This is a genomic window from Bacillus thermotolerans, from assembly GCF_000812025.2.
Taxonomy (GTDB): domain Bacteria; phylum Bacillota; class Bacilli; order Bacillales; family Domibacillaceae; genus Quasibacillus; species Quasibacillus thermotolerans.
In genome coordinates this window covers 106,088-123,857 of sequence record NZ_JWJE02000004.1, presented here as the reverse complement: position 1 = coordinate 123,857, position 17,770 = coordinate 106,088, and the positions used below count along the sequence as shown (strand labels likewise).

General features: G+C 45.4%; 20 protein-coding genes. 4 read left to right on the top strand and 16 right to left on the bottom strand.

Annotation, left to right across the window (positions count from 1 at the left end; genetic code table 11):
* The 9 genes from QY97_RS03330 to mntR form a co-directional block, all read right to left on the bottom strand.
* Positions 1-957, bottom strand: a complete 957-nt coding sequence (locus tag QY97_RS03330) for a thymidylate synthase (protein WP_039237850.1) — start codon at positions 955-957, stop codon at positions 1-3.
* 32 nt (positions 958-989) lie between these two features.
* Positions 990-1,766, bottom strand: a complete 777-nt coding sequence (locus QY97_RS03325; protein ID WP_039237847.1) for a class I SAM-dependent methyltransferase — start codon at positions 1,764-1,766, stop codon at positions 990-992.
* Between the two features lie 107 nt (positions 1,767-1,873).
* On the bottom strand, positions 1,874-2,308 hold the full coding sequence (locus QY97_RS03320) for a BrxA/BrxB family bacilliredoxin (protein ID WP_039237845.1): 435 nt from the start codon (positions 2,306-2,308) through the stop codon (positions 1,874-1,876).
* A gap of 14 nt (positions 2,309-2,322) precedes the next feature.
* A complete protein-coding gene (locus QY97_RS03315; RefSeq protein WP_039237843.1) occupies positions 2,323-3,447 on the bottom strand; it encodes a conserved virulence factor C family protein in 1,125 nt (374 codons plus the stop codon).
* Positions 3,448-3,525: 78 nt separating this feature from the next.
* A complete protein-coding gene (locus QY97_RS03310; RefSeq protein ID WP_039237841.1) occupies positions 3,526-5,412 on the bottom strand; it encodes an ABC-F family ATP-binding cassette domain-containing protein in 1,887 nt (628 codons plus the stop codon).
* 24 nt (positions 5,413-5,436) lie between these two features.
* Complete coding sequence (locus QY97_RS19470) at positions 5,437-5,937, bottom strand: hypothetical protein (protein ID WP_052717198.1); 501 nt, start codon at positions 5,935-5,937, stop codon at positions 5,437-5,439.
* A gap of 37 nt (positions 5,938-5,974) precedes the next feature.
* Positions 5,975-6,652 (bottom strand): class I SAM-dependent methyltransferase, encoded by a 678-nt coding sequence (locus QY97_RS03300; RefSeq protein WP_039237840.1) that lies wholly within the window; start codon positions 6,650-6,652, stop codon positions 5,975-5,977.
* 414 nt (positions 6,653-7,066) lie between these two features.
* Positions 7,067-7,504, bottom strand: coding sequence for a hypothetical protein (locus tag QY97_RS03295; protein ID WP_039237837.1), 438 nt, complete (start codon positions 7,502-7,504; stop codon positions 7,067-7,069).
* A 144-nt stretch (positions 7,505-7,648) separates the two neighbouring features.
* A complete protein-coding gene (gene mntR, locus QY97_RS03290) occupies positions 7,649-8,068 on the bottom strand; it encodes a transcriptional regulator MntR (RefSeq protein WP_039237835.1) in 420 nt (139 codons plus the stop codon).
* Positions 8,069-8,293: 225 nt separating this feature from the next.
* Between mntR and cspD the strand changes: the two genes are divergently transcribed.
* A complete protein-coding gene (gene cspD / locus QY97_RS03285; RefSeq protein WP_029280415.1) occupies positions 8,294-8,494 on the top strand; it encodes a cold-shock protein CspD in 201 nt (66 codons plus the stop codon).
* A 55-nt stretch (positions 8,495-8,549) separates the two neighbouring features.
* Here cspD and QY97_RS03280 read toward each other — a convergent pair whose 3' ends face one another.
* Both QY97_RS03280 and QY97_RS03275 read right to left on the bottom strand, forming a co-directional pair.
* The gene (locus QY97_RS03280) at positions 8,550-8,744 is read right to left on the bottom strand and encodes a zinc-finger domain-containing protein (protein WP_408606239.1); all 195 of its coding nucleotides are present in this window, start codon (positions 8,742-8,744) and stop codon (positions 8,550-8,552) included.
* Between the two features lie 22 nt (positions 8,745-8,766).
* The gene (locus QY97_RS03275; RefSeq protein ID WP_039237921.1) at positions 8,767-9,420 is read right to left on the bottom strand and encodes a reverse transcriptase-like protein; all 654 of its coding nucleotides are present in this window, start codon (positions 9,418-9,420) and stop codon (positions 8,767-8,769) included.
* 119 nt (positions 9,421-9,539) lie between these two features.
* Here QY97_RS03275 and QY97_RS03270 point away from each other — a divergent pair, with 119 nt between their 5' ends.
* Positions 9,540-10,211: a queuosine precursor transporter gene (locus QY97_RS03270; RefSeq protein WP_039237829.1), complete on the top strand. Its 672-nt coding sequence runs from the start codon at positions 9,540-9,542 to the stop codon at positions 10,209-10,211.
* Between the two features lie 98 nt (positions 10,212-10,309).
* On the top strand, positions 10,310-10,711 hold the full coding sequence (locus QY97_RS03265; protein ID WP_039237827.1) for a ribonuclease HI family protein: 402 nt from the start codon (positions 10,310-10,312) through the stop codon (positions 10,709-10,711).
* Positions 10,712-10,846: 135 nt separating this feature from the next.
* Here QY97_RS03265 and QY97_RS03260 read toward each other — a convergent pair whose 3' ends face one another.
* The 5 genes from QY97_RS03260 to QY97_RS03240 form a co-directional block, all read right to left on the bottom strand.
* The gene (locus QY97_RS03260; RefSeq protein ID WP_039237825.1) at positions 10,847-11,122 is read right to left on the bottom strand and encodes a DUF6123 family protein; all 276 of its coding nucleotides are present in this window, start codon (positions 11,120-11,122) and stop codon (positions 10,847-10,849) included.
* Between the two features lie 13 nt (positions 11,123-11,135).
* On the bottom strand, positions 11,136-12,059 hold the full coding sequence (locus QY97_RS03255; RefSeq protein WP_039237822.1) for a 5'-3' exonuclease: 924 nt from the start codon (positions 12,057-12,059) through the stop codon (positions 11,136-11,138).
* An 88-nt stretch (positions 12,060-12,147) separates the two neighbouring features.
* Positions 12,148-12,987 carry a sulfurtransferase gene (locus tag QY97_RS03250; RefSeq protein WP_039237820.1) on the bottom strand — a complete coding sequence of 280 codons (840 nt, stop codon included), beginning with the start codon at positions 12,985-12,987 and terminating at the stop codon, positions 12,148-12,150.
* A gap of 27 nt (positions 12,988-13,014) precedes the next feature.
* Complete coding sequence (locus tag QY97_RS03245) at positions 13,015-13,233, bottom strand: hypothetical protein (RefSeq protein ID WP_408606238.1); 219 nt, start codon at positions 13,231-13,233, stop codon at positions 13,015-13,017.
* Positions 13,214-16,858, bottom strand: coding sequence for a dynamin family protein (locus QY97_RS03240; RefSeq protein WP_052728916.1), 3,645 nt, complete (start codon positions 16,856-16,858; stop codon positions 13,214-13,216). The genes QY97_RS03245 and QY97_RS03240 overlap by 20 nt, the downstream gene beginning before the upstream one ends.
* Positions 16,859-17,052: 194 nt before the next feature.
* Here QY97_RS03240 and QY97_RS03235 point away from each other — a divergent pair, with 194 nt between their 5' ends.
* Positions 17,053-17,298, top strand: a complete 246-nt coding sequence (locus tag QY97_RS03235) for a hypothetical protein (protein ID WP_039237816.1) — start codon at positions 17,053-17,055, stop codon at positions 17,296-17,298.
* Positions 17,299-17,770 lie beyond the last annotated feature (472 nt).

Genomic DNA, 17,770 nt, shown 5'->3' with positions numbered 1-17,770 from the left:
TCAAACAGCTACAGGGGCTTTAATAGCAGGATGAGGGTCGTAGCCTTCTATAGAGAGATCAGAAAGCTCAACCTCAAACACCGAACGCTTCTCTCCGTTAATGGACAGGCGAGGGAGCTCTCTCGGATCCCTCTCCAGCTGCTTATTCACCTGCTCAATATGATTCGTATAAATATGCGCGTCCCCAATCGTATGAATGAATTCTCCCGGTGCAAGACCACACTCATGTGCGATCAAGTGAGTCAGCAGAGCGTAGCTGGCAATGTTGAACGGCACTCCGAGGAAAATATCCCCAGAACGCTGGTACAGCTGACAAGAAAGCTTGCCATCGGCTACATAGAATTGAAACAGTGTATGACATGGCGGCAAAGCCATAGATGGAATGTCCTCTGGATTCCAGGCCGATACAATCAGCCGGCGGGAATCGGGGTTTTTCTTAATGTTTTCAATCACATCTGCCAGCTGATCAATGGCCTCTCCTTTGGTCGTTTTCCAAGCCCGCCACTGGCTGCCGTATACGTCACCAAGCTCGCCGAACCGTGCCGCAAAGACATCATCTGTTAAAACACGCTCTTTAAATGCGTTCATTTGCTTTTCATATTCCTCATTGAACACCGGATCTTGAAGGGCGCGCAGACCGAAGTCCGTCATATCGGGACCTGTGTACTCATCGCTCTCTACCCAGTTTTTAAACGCCCATTCATTCCAAATGTTGTTATTATGCTCAAGTAAATAACGAATATTCGTATCCCCTTTAATAAACCATAACAGTTCGCTTGCCACTAAGCGGAAAGGAATACGCTTTGTCGTTAAAAGTGGAAATCCTTCCTGCAGATTAAAGCGCATCTGCACTCCAAATACGGAAATCGTCCCCGTTCCCGTGCGATCCTCTTTTTTTATTCCTTCTTTCAAGATATGCTGGCATAAATCCAGGTACTGACGTTCGTTTCGACTCATTTTTTCTCTCCTTACTTATAAACGTGCTGCTGCTATTTCACTTCTATGATTCCAAAATGGAAAAGCGAAGCAGGGCGAATCTGCTGCTTAAATCCGAACCGCTTAAATCTCGGCGATTGATAGTGGTCTTTAAGAACCACTCTCCTTCGGGCAATGCGCAGCGCTTCCTTTATTGCCGTTTCATTCAATTCCTCATATACAGCTAAATGCCTTAATGGAGCAATGCCTTCCGAGGCGGAAATTGCCTTCGTAAACATCGGGTCAAAATAAACTACATCTGCTGACTGATCAGAAAGCCCCGGCAATATGTCCCGGTAGTTCCCTTGCCTAATGGAAATTCTGGCCATCGCTTCATTCATTTCTGCTACAGGTGATTCCCATTCTTTTAATCCCTGCTCTACAATATAAGCCAGAACCGGATTTCCCTCAATTCCTATTACTTTTCCTTCTTGCCCGACAACGCAGCTTGCTGCAATACTATCTGAGGCAAGACCGAGAGTACAGTCCAGTAAAGTCATTCCTCTCTCAAGGCCCGCCGCTTCAATAAAAGGATCTACTTCTCCCCTCATCAGCCGCTTAACCCGAAAGGACGCTGAATTAGGATGAAAGAAAAAAGGTTCGGCCGATCCAAACGGATAATACTCCAGCCGGTCCTTTCCGACAATTAAACATCCAGTGTTATAAGCCTTTTGAAGAGCAGCTATAGAGCGTTTTTTCCTTAAAACGAACGGTGCTTGCAGCTGTTCGGCTGCACTCTGTGCTCGCTCATTCAGTTTATCGTTCGTCCTGGCAGCTGTAGATACAATCATCTTTTCTCCTTAAAAAAAGGATGCCTAAAGACATCCTCCAGACTTCCACAAGCGCCTCATCTGTTTGCCTGCATACTGAAGGACGCCTAAAGACATTCCGCTTTTATTTATTTACAGTGTTGATCAAATGCTTCTGTTAAATTTTGAATGATAGAGCCCATATCATTTCCTTCAATGTTTTCACGTGGAACGAAATGAACCACCTCTTGTCCCTTTAATAAAGCAATGGATGGAGAGGAAGGCTCATACCCATCAAAGTATTCACGCATTTGCGCTGTTGCCTCCCGGTCTTGACCGGCAAAGACTGTAACCAGGTTGTCAGGAGCAGGCTCATGCATAACCGCCTGAACGACAGCAGGGCGGGCAAGCCCGGCCGCACAGCCGCAAACAGAATTTACAACTACCAATGTAGTGCCTTCTGCGTTAGAAACAAACTCGCTCACTTCCTCTGGCGTTTTTAATTCTTTAAAACCAGCATTTGTTAGCTCCTCACGCATTGGAATAACCATTTGTTTCATATATTCTTCATAAGCATTTGTCATATTTATTCCTCCATTTATCGATTTTCTCTTGCTTCTGTCATCTGCTTCCAGACAGAGCCTTTTGCTTCTTCTCCGCCCTCAATTCGCTCAATGGCCATCTTCACCTGCATTTGCACTTCGAATTCAGGATCCTCTGCTGCCTCTTTCAGAGCTGGCAATGCCGTTTCATCGCCTACTTCATATAAGAACATGGCCGCACGCCAGCGCACGATCTTACTCTTGTCCTTGAGCGCTTCACACATAGCAGGGATTGCCTCTTTAAACCCCAAATCTGACAGACAGTCCCCGGCCGTGCGGCGTACCGTCACAGTCGGATCCTTGAGGCCCTGGTATAAAAGCGGTAAGACCGATTGATCTTCAATCATGCCGATGTAAACAACCGCCAGCCGGCGGACGGCAGGCTTCTTATCCTCGAGAGCTAGCTGGAGCACAGGCAAGTCTTCCTCCGTTGGATCATCCATTTGCTCCAACCACTGATAACGGCGGCGCCAGTCCTCCTCTTCCTGCCACATTTGGACAGTAAGCTTCAGGCCGCGGCGCTTCGCCTCCGGCACGCTTTTTCCTGCGGCTCCGGCACTCGCCAGGGATTCAAGACGCTCTTTCGGATAAGCCGCAACAATTTCCTCTACTACTTCCTTTCCGATTTCGTCTAAATCGCCATAACGTATGCCAAAATCCTCCCATTTCCTCTGAAGCACATAGTTATCATCCGCCAGCTGAGCCTTCTGGAACGCCTCCATGAATTCATCAGGAAGCGGAAAACGCTTCTCCTCATCGGCTGATGTTAACTTCAACTGAATTGGAATACCTTTAAATACTTGGATAGATGCTTGGACTTCACCAAAAGCATCATCGATAACTGATGCCTGTCCCTCGGCTGCAGCTTCGCCAAATACCTCTCTTACCTGCGGCAGCAGCTTCTGCCAGTCATACTTCCCATTGCGTTCAATAGCTAGAAAATCTGCCACGTGATAGACACCTTTGATGCCTTCAATGGCTAATATAGCCTGTATCTTTTCCGGAGCACCTTCTGCTTCTCCTGACTTGTAGTTATTGCTTTTTCCTGCTGGCAGTTCTTCATCCAAAATTACTTTCATTGTATTTGGACTTGGTGTAGGTTCAATCTTCAAAATCCGCAAAACGAACGGCTCCTTTCACTTACTCAAATCGTTACGGACATTTTAACATATATTATAGAAGGGATGGCTTATCTTTGCTCATTGCGCATATTCAGATAAATAGCTCCAGCGCTCAATGTAATGCTCAAGCTGTTCATTTAATTGCTCAATTTCTTCACTGAGCCTTTGAGCCTTTTCAAAGTCACTTCCCGCTTCCTCGAGTTCTTTCTCCGCTTCTTCAATCCGGCCCTCTACCTTAGCGATATCATCTTCTATCGTTTCCCACTCGCGCTGCTCGTTATAAGTCAGCTTTTTCTTCTTTGCCTTGCTCTTTGGCTGTTCCTCCTGCTTCTTCTCCTTCGGCAGGGGTTCCGTTTTCTTTTCGAGCTGGGACTGCTCCTCTAAATAGTCGCTGTAGGAGCCGTAGTAAGAATCGACCGCGCCATCCCCTTCGAAGACAAGAAGCTGATCCGCGGTTTTGTCGAGAAAGTAGCGGTCATGGGAGACTGTAATAACCACACCAGGGAAATCCTCTAGATAATCTTCAAGCACAGTTAGCGTCTCTGTATCTAAATCATTCGTCGGCTCATCCAAGAGCAGCACGTTCGGCTGCGTCATCAGCAGTCTCAGCAAATAAAGCCGCCGCTTTTCACCGCCTGAAAGCTTAGAAATTGGCGTACCATGTGCATGCATCGGAAAAAGAAAGCGTTCAAGCATTTGAGCAGCTGAAATCGTCTCTCCCGCCTTAGTAACGACTACCTCTGCTGATTCACGAATATAAGCAATTACCCGCTGATTCTCATCCATATCTACGCGCTCCTGCGTGTAATAAGCGATTCTCACGGTTTGCCCTGTGATCATTTCTCCGCTGTCGAACGGGATTCGGCCAGCAAGCATATTCATGAAAGTAGATTTGCCACTGCCGTTCTTGCCGACAATGCCAAAACGGTCGCCAGGCTTCACAATCAAATTAAAATCCTTGATGATTACTTTCTCGCCAAAGGTTTTAGTTACATCCTTCAACTCAAACACTTGCTTCCCGAGCCGGCTGCCTTTGACAGATAAGTCAAGCTGATCTTTCTTCGGCCCCTGCCCAAGCTTGCCTTCTAATTGCTCAAACCGGTCAATCCTTGCTTTCTGTTTTGTCGTTCTTGCCTTTGCCCCACGTCTCATCCAGGCAAGCTCCCGGCGGTATAGATTTCTCCTTTTTTCCTCTGCCGCTGCCTCCTGTATTTCGCGCTCCGCTTTTGCAGCAATATAATCCTGGTAGTTTCCTTTATATGTGTATAAGCGTCCGCGGTCCAGCTCAAAGATACGGTTTGTTACACGGTCAAGGAAATAGCGGTCGTGTGTGACAAGCAGCAAAGCGCCTGTATATTTGCTTAAATAGTCCTCCAGCCAGCGAATCGTCTCATAATCTAAATGGTTCGTCGGCTCGTCTAAAATAAGCAAATCTGGCGTTTCTATTAGAACTTGTGCGAGTGCTACACGTTTTTTTTGTCCCCCGGATAGCTCTCCAACCTTTCGATTAAAATCCTGAATGCCAAGCTTTGTCATAATGGTCTTCGCATTTGTGCTTGCTTCCCATGCGCCAAGAGCATCCATCTGTTTCTGAAGGTCGAACAGCTTCTCTGCCACTAGCTGGCTGTCCGGCTCAAGCTCCAGCTGTTTTAATGTATGCTCATATGCTTTCAGCAGCTGAATGACGGGGGCTTCACTTAGAAACAGGTGGTCCATTACAGTAAGCTCAGGGTCCAGGTCCGGCTCCTGTGCTAAGTAGGCAATGGAGTAGTCATTAGGCGCTTTCATCTCACCTTCATCAGGAAGATCTTTACCAGCTACGATTCTCAGCAGGCTGGATTTTCCTGTGCCGTTAATGCCGATTAGGCCGGCTCGTTCTTTCTCTGAAATCGTGAAAGACAGGTGGTCAAACAATACCTTCTCCCCGTATGATTTCGTTACATCCTGTACTGTTAACGTTCTCATTTCTGCTCTCTCCCGTCGTCTTGCTTATCGTTCTTCTGTTGTCTTGTCATCCAACGTCTCCATAATAAAGTCCACGAGCGCCCCGAATTCCTCTATCATATCCTCTGTAATCAGACGGTTGAAATGAATGTGGTGCTTATAGATCGTTTCCCTTTGGTTTGATTCTATTTTCAGCCGTTCATATCTTCTTCCCTCTCCCCACTGCTCTTCTAATTGATCCATCCGCCGGGTAGTCAACACCGTTTCTCCCCCGCTGTATGTAATCTCCAGCATGACCCCCGGTGTGGCTTCAGGTATATCAAGCAGTTCACCGGCAAGCTTCTCAAGGCTGGAGGAAATGGAAAGCATCACAGAAAGCCTGGGACGAGCTTTCAAAGAGAAAGTAATGGAAGCTTCACGGCTCAGCTTAGCCAGATCAATTTGATCTTTCCGGTCCTGGACACGAAGCAGGCCCTCTAGCTCCCGGTCGTACACTTCCGCCTGCATGATAAATTTAATATTGTCAAACGCCGTTGGATCAAACAAATGAACACCTTCTTTATCTCAATTCTATTCCTTCTCCCTAGCACTTTCTTAGCATAAAGAGCGTAAAAAACGTTAGCGATTGCTTTAGCTCGGCAGGCAAAGACTCTACATTAATCGTAGCTGCGCTGTCTCTGTACACATAATGCTGCTCAATCTCCTCGAAGCCTTGTTCTTCTGCCAGCCTTTCGAACTCCCATGGCATCATTGTATTCATAATGACTGCCTTTCCATTCAGACGCTCGTAACTATTTTCTCTTGGGCCGGCTGTTGGGCCTAAAATGGCTGCACACAGCTTTCCGCCAGGCTTCAAGACTCGGTGAACCTCTTTTAGCACCTGCCATGGCTGTTCTGTCCACTCAATCGAGTTAATGGCCAGCGCCGCATCAAGCTGTCCAGTCGTGAAAGGGAGCTGAGATAGATCTCCTTGCTTGAATGATAACCCCTTCCCTTCGAATCGCTTAGCGAGCTCCACCATTTTATTGGATAAATCTATTCCTGTTACTGTGTATCCCTCACGATGAAGCTTTTGGCTGCCATATCCGTCGCCGCAGCCTAAGTCAGCCACAAGACTTTCCTTTTCTATATGTTTAACAAAAAAAGGAACAACCGACTTTCGGCTTCCTCCATCCCACATATCAGCACTTTTACTGTGCCACATACCTGCCCTTTCATTCCATTTTCCCTTCGCATCTGATTGCCAGGATGACGTGCTCAACTCCCATTCCCCCTTCATGCATCTTTATTTCATTGTAAGGGAACTATCATCTATTCGGCAATATTAACAACTGATGAACCTTTTGGCTATGCGAAGCAAAAAAATAAAGCCTCCCTTTTGACAAGGATAGCTTTCTATTATTTTAAAACAAGGCTGACTGTACGGCTATATGAACTTGATTACTCTTGTTGATTGGAATGGAAGACGCACAGACTCCTGCGGAATCAGCGGGACAGGTGAGACCCCGCAAAGCGCAGCTTGAGGAGGCTCACCGCCCGCCCCGCGAAAAGCGAAGCATCTGGAGTGGAAACCAACACGCTTACAGGCAAAATAAAAAGACTGTAGACACTCGATTTCCATCGAGTCTGTCTACAGTCTGAAGCTACCCTTTTGAAAAGGATAGCTTTGTTTGCATTAATGGGAGGATGAGCGGATAAGAGGACTATTGGAGAAGTACCGCAAGGATTCCTCTTTCACCAGCTGAAACAGCTCTTGATCAATAAAAGCAAAAAGCTCTTCAGCGTTCCTCCATGCATTTAATTCGATTTGTGCCAGTATATCCACGCTCTTCTCTTGAGATAGTCGTTCGCTTAAGGCGGGCAGCTCCTGATCCATCGCATGTCCAGTCTCATGTGCCAAAATAATCCATTCGTATTCCTTCAGACGGCTGCAATCTCCAAGAAGCCGCTCGCATTGAATAGCGATATCCTCTTTATAAAGGGTTACCATGTGAGAAGCCGGAGAATACTTTCCGCCTACACAGCGGGCTCCTGGGAATCTATCTTCTATATTAAGAATCAATGTGCGGTCAATTTGTGCCAAGACATCTTGATAATTTGCACGTATGTCCATTTTCTTCTTTCCCTTCCTAATATGTAATAACCATCCTAAAAATAGTTATAGTCCATTATCTTAAAAAAAGAACAGTCAAATGTACATAGGCACAAAGAACTATAAACAACAAAAAATATAAGCAGCTGCCTGTCAGGCAGCTGCTTATTCAGCGGGCTTCTGCTGAAGAGCCCGTAATGCTTCGGCTCTTTCCGGCTTTTCATTAAAGTAATCCACTAGATCCGCAATACGATCAATTGAATCCCAGCTTAAATGATGCTCAATGCCTTCTACATCCTCATAGATATGCTCTTCCTTTACACCGATCACCCGAAGGAACTCTTCTAATAGTGTATGTCTTTCCACGAGCCGCTTGCCGATCTTCTTGCCTTTAGATGTCAGCATAAGCCCTCTGTACCTTTCATACACCAGGTATTCATCCCGATCCAGCTTCTGCACCATTTTCGTAACAGAGGAAGGATGAACTGACAGCGCTTCCGCAATATCGGATACACGTGCATACCCTTTTTTATTAATTAGTATAAATATTTGCTCTATGTAATCTTCCATACTTGGCGTCGGCATAAAATACCTCCTGAATAAACTCATTAAAACAAGTTTACTATAAGACACAGACCGGCACAAGGTACTCACCCTCCCGCTCCTAATTGCCCATTTATTTTCTTTTTGGGCTTGACTATTTACAATTATTGCTGTATTATCAAGTTATTATGAATGATTTATTCATAATGAATAATTTTGATTTGAGCACTAGAAAAGTGCTTCGAAGATTTAGGAGGATTCATTAACATGCAAAACGGTAAAGTAAAATGGTTTAACAACGAAAAAGGATTCGGGTTCATCGAAGTAGAAGGCGGAGACGATGTATTCGTTCATTTCTCTGCAATTGAAGGAGACGGCTACAAATCCTTAGAAGAAGGTCAAGAAGTTTCTTTTGAAATCGTAGAAGGAAACCGTGGCCCTCAAGCTGCTAACGTAGTAAAACTGTAATCTTACTAAAAAAACCGAAGCCGGCTAATCAGCCGGCTTTTTTATATGCTTTCATTTAGTTAATTTTCAATAATTGCTCCCCGCACTTCCGAATCTGCTCGCCTACAGTGCATTGTTTAATGCAAAATTTATGAGCATAAGCCTTTCCTTTTTCCTTTCGGAAGGTTGCTTTCAATAAACAATGATTGCAATATGTGTGTAAGATATCTTCAATTTCTTCCATTAGCTGTTTTCTGTCCAAACGTGTCACACCTTTCTATTCGAGTCACTGCTTAAGACATCACAGAGTGGCTGTTCACAAAAACGCGTTGTAAAGCCTGATTAGCTAATTTATCCGCTTCTTTATTTTGCCTTCTATCTACAGATTTGTAAAGCGGCTTAATACCAAGGGCCTCTATTTTCGCTTCAACACGGTCAAGCCACCTGTTGAGCTGTTCGTCAAAGCAAGGCCATTCTCCTTCCAGCTGCTTCAAAACAACTTGAGAATCACCAATAATGGTCACAGGGATTTGCTTCACGCCTATTTCTTCAAGCAGCTCCATTGCTTTATAAAGCGCGGCATACTCCGCTTCATTATTCGATTCCATTTGCATTAAGTGCTCATTCACCCGGTAACGCTTTTTTACACCACTCTGCTTATAATAGATGACTATCCCTAAGCCCGCCTCTTGCTTTTGCCGGTCAAACCCTCCATCAAAGTACACCTCTATCTCACCCGGTTCTTCATCCAGCTTTGCATTCAGCTTTGTGAATTCCTTAACCGTCCATTCATTCGCCAACTCATCTATAATGACAGCGGATTTGAGCCTGCCACCTCTTGTTAAATCTTCGACAATCGGAAGGACAGCTTCCTTGTCAAGCCAGTCGGATTCGAAGCTTGTCTTTCGTCCTTTAAATTCATATTGCCATTGAATCTTCATCTTCATTCCCATCCCTGCTTTCCTCTTGACCTATTTTTTTAATTTTGTATAATGTACGCTATGCTGCAGCTTGCTAGTACCAGCGAATCACTTTCTCCATTCGCTGTTTAAAAAGGAGAATTTGCATGTTCAATGAATGGTTTGCCCTTTTATTTGTTATTGTTAACTTTACTATATTTTTAATTATGTATCGACTGTTTGGCCGCGTTGGTTTGTTTGTCTGGATAGGAGCAGCCACTGTACTGGCTAATTTGCAGGTCGTCAAGACAGTGGAGCTTTTAGGACTGACAGCTACACTGGGAAATACAATGTACGGCTCGGCTTTTCTCGCGACTGACCTGCTCAATGAACGCTATGGGAAAGAGGATGCTAAAAAAGCGGTATGGCTCGGTTTTTTCACGTTGTTAATGATGACCATTATCATGCAAATGGTCCTATTGTTTGAACCTGCTTCTACCGATTTCGCCCAAGAGCCGATGGAACAATTATTCGGCCTTCTTCCTCGTATTGCCGCAGGAAGCCTGGCGGCCTATTTAATTAGCCAAATGGTTGATGTTCATATTTTCTCCTATTTGCAAAAAAAATTTCCGAAGGACTCGCAATTTTGGATTCGAAATAACGCAAGTACGATGATCAGCCAATTGATTGATACACTCATCTTTACAAGCATTGCTTTTCTTGGCACTTACCCAACGGACGTTTGGCTGCAAATTTTTCTTACCACCTATATACTGAAATGGATCGTGGCCTTGCTGGATACTCCATTTGGGTACCTGGCTAAACGCTTCCCAAAATAGTCAGCAGGAAAGATGGCTATATGGCCATCTTTTTTCGTTGCAAGGAATCGGATAATTCCGTAAAATTTATTCTTATGAACTAAAAGGAGGAAAAGTTATTGTTTGAAGTATATACGGATGGGGCAAGCACCGGGTCCCCCGGGTGGGCCGGAGCAGGTGTATTTGTTAAAGATGGAAATCATGTCGAGCGCCATTCCTTCCCGCTAGGTATGAAGGATACACACGAAGCGGAATTTATAGCCGTTATCAAGGCATTAAGGCTATTAAAGGACAAACAGGCCGCTACCGTGTCTCTGCGCAGCGATTCTCAAACAGTCGTACAATCGATTGAGAAGGAATACATCCATAAAGAAGCGTACAAGCCGCTATTAGATGAGATTTTGAAGCTGTCAAAAGAATTTCCTTTATTTTTTGTAAAATGGATTCCAAGCAAGGAAAACCGGGCGGATAGCCTAGCCCGCGAAGGCATTCAGAAAAATGAAGGAAAACAAAATGAATAAAAACCGCCAGACGGAACAGCTCATCCTCTCTTAGCAGCCGCCTAGCCACCTTTGTTCTGTGTGTCCCGCGGCTGCTTAATCAAAAAGGTGGACAGCTAGAGTACCTGTAGCTGTCCACCTTTTTGGGTCATCTATTTATAGTATTAAACCGTGCGCTTCCGCGAATTCTAACGCCCTTTGCCTGTCTTCGATTTTCTGCTCCGCTAGCTGCTCGACAAGTGATAGAAAGAAGCTGCTGTCAAACTCTTTTTGTACCTTCAGCGTAATTTCCACTGCGACAATCATTAAAGCATCAGAAGCATTCGTTGATTTTTTGCCAAAATAAATAAAATGAATAATGTCATCAGAAAACTTAAATCCTCGCGCTTCTAAATTAAGCAAATATTCATCGAGTGATTGTTTTTTCTTCATGGTTCTCCCTGCCTTAAATTGATGAAAATGGATCATCTATATCCTTGATGGACATAGAGACGTTCATTTGAATAAGCTGACGGCGCAGCATATGTAACTCCATCTCCTCGACTGCCCTGACTGCCTCTTCTTCGACTCCTCGCCACCTTGCTTCCTCAATGTGCCACAGAACAGGGACTTCGCAATGAATTTCAGCAAGCTGTCTGGATAGCTCAAGCACATTCATCCCTGCAGACATTTTCTTTTGCTGAGAAGGAGTTAACTGGTCAATATTCGCAAGAATGCCTTCAATGGAGCCATACTCCTTAATGAGCTTAAAGGCAGTTTTCTCTCCGATGCCTTTTACCCCTGGGTAGCCGTCACTTGGGTCTCCCATAAGTGCCTTTACATCGATGAATTGTCTTGGAGAAATGGCAAATTGCTCATAGAAGGTTTCCGCTGTATAGGTGATGTAATTGCCGTACCCCTTTTGCAGAAGCATCACATCCAACTGGTCATCCAGCAGCTGAAGAAGGTCGCGGTCACCGCTCAAGATCGTTACTTTTCTTTCTTTGTGCTCTTGTTTCGCAATAGTACCGAGACAGTCATCCGCTTCATACCCAGGGACGCCAACATTCGGGAGGCCGAACGCAGCAGCTGCTTCCTTCGCTAAATCAAACTGCGGATGAAGCTCGTCCGGCGGCGCCTGCCGGTTAGACTTGTAATCTGCAAATAAATCATTTCTGAACGTGTAGCTTCCCATGTCCCAGCAGACAGCTAAGTGAGTTGGCTGTTTATGCGCAGCAGCCAGCAAAACATGCTTTAAAAACCCTTGAACCCCATTGGTTGGCAAGCCGCTTGAGTTCCTCATATATTGGCCTCGTACCGCTGTGGCAAAAAAAGCACGAAACAATAATGCCATCCCATCGACAAGAAGCAAGTGTTCTTCCTTTTTCATATTGTCACCTCGCTGTTATTTTACCATAAGCTTTTCTAAAAAAGCGGGTGAACAGGAAGAAAAAGCCGCCCATACAGCGGGCGGCTGATTACTTCTCCGTTCTTTTTTCCACCGGCAGCTCCTCATATGAAGACCAGTCACTGTAGCTTCCAGCGTACAGACGGACATTCTGAAATCCAGCTTGCTTTAAAGCAATAATGTTCGGCGTCGCCGATACTCCCGAACCGCAGTAAACGATGATCGGCCGTTTCGGATCAAGCGATTGAAACCGCTGGGTTTGCGCTTCTTCGCTTTTCCAGAAAGAGCCGTTAAACCCCTCTTTAAAGAAGTGATTTATAGCCCCAGGGATGTGCCCCGGCACTCGGTCAAGCGGTTCTGTCTTTCCTTCATACCTTTCAGGTGCACGGGAATCAACTAAAATCGTTCCGTCCTTTTCAAGCGCGGCCTTCCTCACTTCCTCTAAAGAGGCCGTCCACTCCTTTTGAATGCCGATGGAGACCGAGCCTTGTCCAGGCGCTGGAATATCTACGGAAACAGGCAACCCTTGTTTCCTCCATTCATCAAAACCTCCATCAAGAATGTATACATGCTTATGGCCAATGTAAGAGAGCAGCCACCAGAAACGACCGGCAAACATTGCTTCCCCGCCGTCATAAGCAACAACGGTTGTTGTATCAGTAATCCCGAAAGCTTCAACGGTTTGCCGGAACACCTCTATGTCCGGAAGCGGGTGCCTGCCCCCGTGTTTTGACTTCTCACCGGACAAGTGCCGGTCCAGATGAGCATAATAGGCACCCGGAATATGACCTTTCTTATATTGCTGCTCACCGGCTGCCGGATCACTTAAATCAAATCGGCAATCAATAATGCAAACGTCAGCATCATGTAAATGATTAGCCAGCCAGTCGATGGACCGAATGTACTCCATTATTTCTCCCCCTTTGATGCCTTCCTTCTACTCTTCCTCCAACTCCCCCAGCTTCTTCTTCATGAGCTGAACCACCTGCTCCTTTGGATTCCAGCAGCGAAATTGATAATCTGGCTTCGTTTCATACTGTAGCCGGCTGCAGAGGTAACGCATGCCTTTCTTCTCTTTCACCGGCTGAAAATGACGGCATGTGGCACAGGCGTGAAAGCGATCCAGGATCTCTTCTCTACGCTTGCTCAAGTCCAATTAGCACGCGCTCCCATTCTTCAATGTTTTCTGCTTCATTTAACACTTGCAGCCAAGCACTGAATTGTTCTTCTATGTCAGAGGATAGCGTCTCTTTCATAAGACCCATTCCATGATACAGCTCATCATTCGCCCAATTGCGAAGCTTCGCTTTTTCCTCTTCCAAATATTCATCAGCTAAGCTAGATAACATGTCCTCAAGCTTTTCCTGCATCAGCTGCTTTTCGTTCTTCTCAAAGAAAGCTTTCGCATTTTTGTACAGGGATAAGGCACTATCAAAGGTTGAAAGCGGCGTTTCCCGAAAAGCAGTCGGGAAGTCCGGTGTCTCCTTTGAGGGCCATTCAATATCCGTAAATTGCAACTGGGACTGAATAGACTCGTATTGCATCTTTAACTGCTCATGCTTGTCAGAAAGCAGCTTATGCACCTGGTTCTCTGAGCGAAGACTCGTTGCCCGCATCTCCTGGGCAAAGTCGTAGCCTACTGAGTTTAACAGCTCCTTCATCGCTTCCTGCAGCGCATGCTTTGCCTGAGAGCCGCTGCTGCCGAGAGAGGCCGGATTGAACGCTTCCTTGAAGAAATCAGAGAAACGATAGAAGACCCGCTGTTTCACATAGAACACAAGCTCATCCATTTCTTGATTTAACCGCTTTTCCATCAACTGGAGCGATTCTTGTTCCAGATGGCTGCTGATTTGGTCATACTGGCTGTTCAGCTCTTCTTGCTTCTGTTCGCGGTTATCCCGATTTTCTTTCGCTGTAGCGATTAACTGGCACAAACGCTCCAGCCCCCGCTCCCATTCCGCTTCCGCCGACTGCACGGCCATCTGTGTCAAATCACCTTCTAAGAACTGACCAAACGCCTGCTTAAACGGCAGGATATTAGAGTTCGGATGGTCTTTATCCCCGCGCTCCAGCTCTTGTATTGCCTGCAGGCTCGACAGTCCATAAATACGAGGGAAACGGATGCCATACTGCTGCAGCTGGCTACTTACATAACCAATGACCTCGTCTACCTCCTCATCACTGCTGGCCAAGTCAATGGCGTTAACGATAAAGAACATTTTGTCCAGCTCGAACGCATCCTTCACACGGCCCAGCTGAATGAGGAATTCCCGGTCAGCTTTAGAGAAGGCGTGGTTATAATACGTAACGAATAGAATGGCATCTGAGTTTTTAATGTACTCAAAGGCAACACCCGTATGTCTAGCGTTAATGGAGTCCGCTCCCGGCGTATCAACAAGCGTTACGCCCTGACGCGTGAACTCACAGTCATAATACAAGTCGATCGATTCCACAAAACAGCTTTGCTTTTCATTTGCCACGAACCCTTTAAAGGCCGGCAAGTCTACAGAAAGCGTTTGGCCGAGGTGCTGTTTATATTCGGTGTAACCTTCGTAAAAGGCCTTCAGGAAAGAAAGGTGAATATTTTCCTTGCCGTCTCCGCCTTTGTTCCCCAATAGTCCAGGAACAGCTTCATAAGCTTCCTCCAGGGTTTGAACGGTCCGGTTAAAAAACTCTAACGATTGCTGCAGGTCAAACAGCATCACTTCTTCCGTCTTCAAATGAACGTCTGCTGTCCGGTGCTGGTGAGTGTCATCAGGCGGATGAATACGGTTCACGGCAGCTGTTGTCGGGTTAGGAGACACTGGAAGTACCTTTTCGCCCAACAGTGCATTGGCAAAAGAGGACTTCCCGGCACTGAATGCCCCGAACAAAGCAATCGTGTATTTTCTTTGTTCCAGTCGACCGGCTTTCTGCTTTAATCCATCAATAAAGCGCTGGAAGCCTGGAATTCCATTCAGCTTTTCGCTCATATGCCGAAGGCGGCCGGCTGTTTCTTCCATGCTCGTACCCGTAGTTTCCATAGTCCGTATTGCTTCTTGAACGATCTTTTCTTCTTGTTCAACAGCCTTCGACTCCCAATCAGCGGCTAAGTCCTCATTAAAGACTGTTACATCACGAAGCTGCTGCTCCCATTCCTGAATAAATCCCTCATATCGCTGAGGAATAGCCATTCCGTCTTCCGCCAGTAAGCGGCGAATCGTTTGCTGTCTATTAGATGCCTCTGTTTCCAGGTGTTCCAGCTTATGAAGTGCTTCAACCTTTTTATGCCAAGCAGACCACCTCTCCTGCCACTCTTTCCGTTCGGAAGCAAACTGGCTTCCCATGCGGCCAGCTGCCCTTTCCTTCAATTCGTTTGTCAGCTCACGCGCCCGTTTCTTTAATTGATTGGCTACATCATCACTATAAGTAAGTACATAGTCACCGGTTACGCCCGCGCCTGATTTTACGGTATTGGTGATCACCGACTCATCAACAGGCACCGACAGCTCTTCCGCTTCAAGCTGCAGCTCATCATCCCGGAGACCGCTTTCCTTCAGCCAGCTGCTGAACTGCTGGCGAAGATGCCAATTAAGCTGTGTTTCCGTCTTCTCCTGTAGATCAGTTAAGAAGTTCTCCAGTCTCCGCCTGCGCTCCTCTTCCGTCTTCTTCTTGCTGAATAGCAGCCCTACCTTAAAGTCTGGCTGAGCGGATTCCAAATATTCACGTGCAAGCTCCCGTGTAGAGGCCGGCATTAAATAAGCATTTTGCAGCACTTGTTCACGGCTTTCTTCAATCTGGCGAACAAGCGCTTCTGGATCACGCTTGTCAAGCTGCGCTTTCGTCTCCCGTTCTTTTTCAATGAGCTCTTCCTTATCCCAATCCTCGCCAAGTATCTCTGCAAGTTCTTCTTTCGTTTCTGCCTGTTCTTCCTCAAGCCAGCTAAGATGTTCGCTGACAAGACGATTCATCATTGTTTCAGCCGAACGAAAAGACAGCTCTTCCCGATCTTCCATGCTTTCGTGAATAAGGCTCTTTACTTCCTCAAAGTCATTCCCCGGAAAAGAAGGCGCCTTTAAGCTCGTAAAGTAAAATGCCTCCGGCTCTACCCCCCAGGCTGAAAACGATGTATAAACGGACTGTTTAAATTCATCGAATGAAAGCTCTTCATCCCTATGCTTATCGATCTGGTTAATAATTAAGTACAGCTTTACTCCGTGAGAAAGCAGTTCCTTTGTATAAATAAAGTTCAGCTCTGACTGAACATGGTTATAGTCCATTACGTAGAAAACCATATCAGCCAAATGCAGGGCTGATTCAGTCGAAATACGGTGGGCATCATCTGTTGAATCCACACCTGGTGTATCCATCACCGTCACTTCACTTGGCAGGCTGGATTCACTATGACCGATTTCAATTGTTTCTACTTCTTCTCCATCTTTGCAAAACTCCTTTACTCGTTCAAAACGGTAAGGCGCTTGAAAAAGAAGCGGCTGCTTGTCTCTGTAATAAACCTTTGCAAAGTCTTCAGATGCCCGGTGAACCTTTACTAAGTTAGCGCTTGTCGGAATCGGGCTTGACGGCAGCAAGTTCTCTCCTGTCAGCGCATTAATCATCGTTGATTTCCCAGCGGAAAAGTGCCCGCAGAAAGCTACGATAAATTCTTCATTATGAAGCTTCTGTAAAAATAACTTCGCTTTTCGTGCACGTTCCTCATCACCCGCCCGCTCAAATAATTCAAATAGGCTGACGGTTTTGGCAATGATAGGTGCCATTGTCTGCTGTATAGTTGCTGTTGACATCATCAAATCTCCTCACCTGCATAATTGTTCTCATCCGTAGTAGACAAGCTTCTTTTTTACTTATTGTAAACGATTTTCTCTTACTTTCCTATATAAAAAAGAAGCTATGGCTGTCCTGCTTTCTCTTTTGTTCCTTACATAGCAGCAGTAGAAAATATGAATACTAAATGGAAAAGCAAAAAGGAGAGATGCTCATGGCTATGTGTCCTTTGTGTAATGCCTTTAAAGAATTGGAAATGTATTGCCCCGAATGTCACTCCCAGCTGGACGACTCGGGCAAAGTGTCTGATTTCCTAGATCCATACGGCCATTATAATGATGAAGAAACAGTAAAAATGGGAGATGGCTACCCGAATACAGCGAAAGATGAGATTTGTCCTCATCTAATGTACTGCAATGGGTGCGGATACGATAAGGTGGCGTTCATTCAGGAAGAGTAACTGAGCAACTGGTCCCACCTTAAAGACAGAAAAAATACAAAAAAGATAGACAAGGCAGATGAGCTCTGCCTTGTCTATCTTTTTCCTTCACTTATTAGTTATGTGGCACTTGTGGTTTGTTAACATGATCGATGACATACTTCATTACACCGCCATAAACGACCACTGTTGCTGTTACGAACATCCAAACCATATAAAGCACCACCTTTGTTTATTTTCATTTTAATTATTGATAATAGTTATCATCCTCATTCTCATAGTAACACAGCCGATAATGATTTTCAATACCACTTTCATTGTTTTTTGACTTTTTCGTCAAATACAGAATGATAGGATACAGCTAGCTTTTGAGAAAGCGGTGCTCTTTATACACCTTAGAGCCGTATACTGATGACAAAGCAAAAAAGCCTGTACCTTCAACTGAACAAGCAATACAAGATACAAGCTTAAAATGGATAAATGGACATTTGTT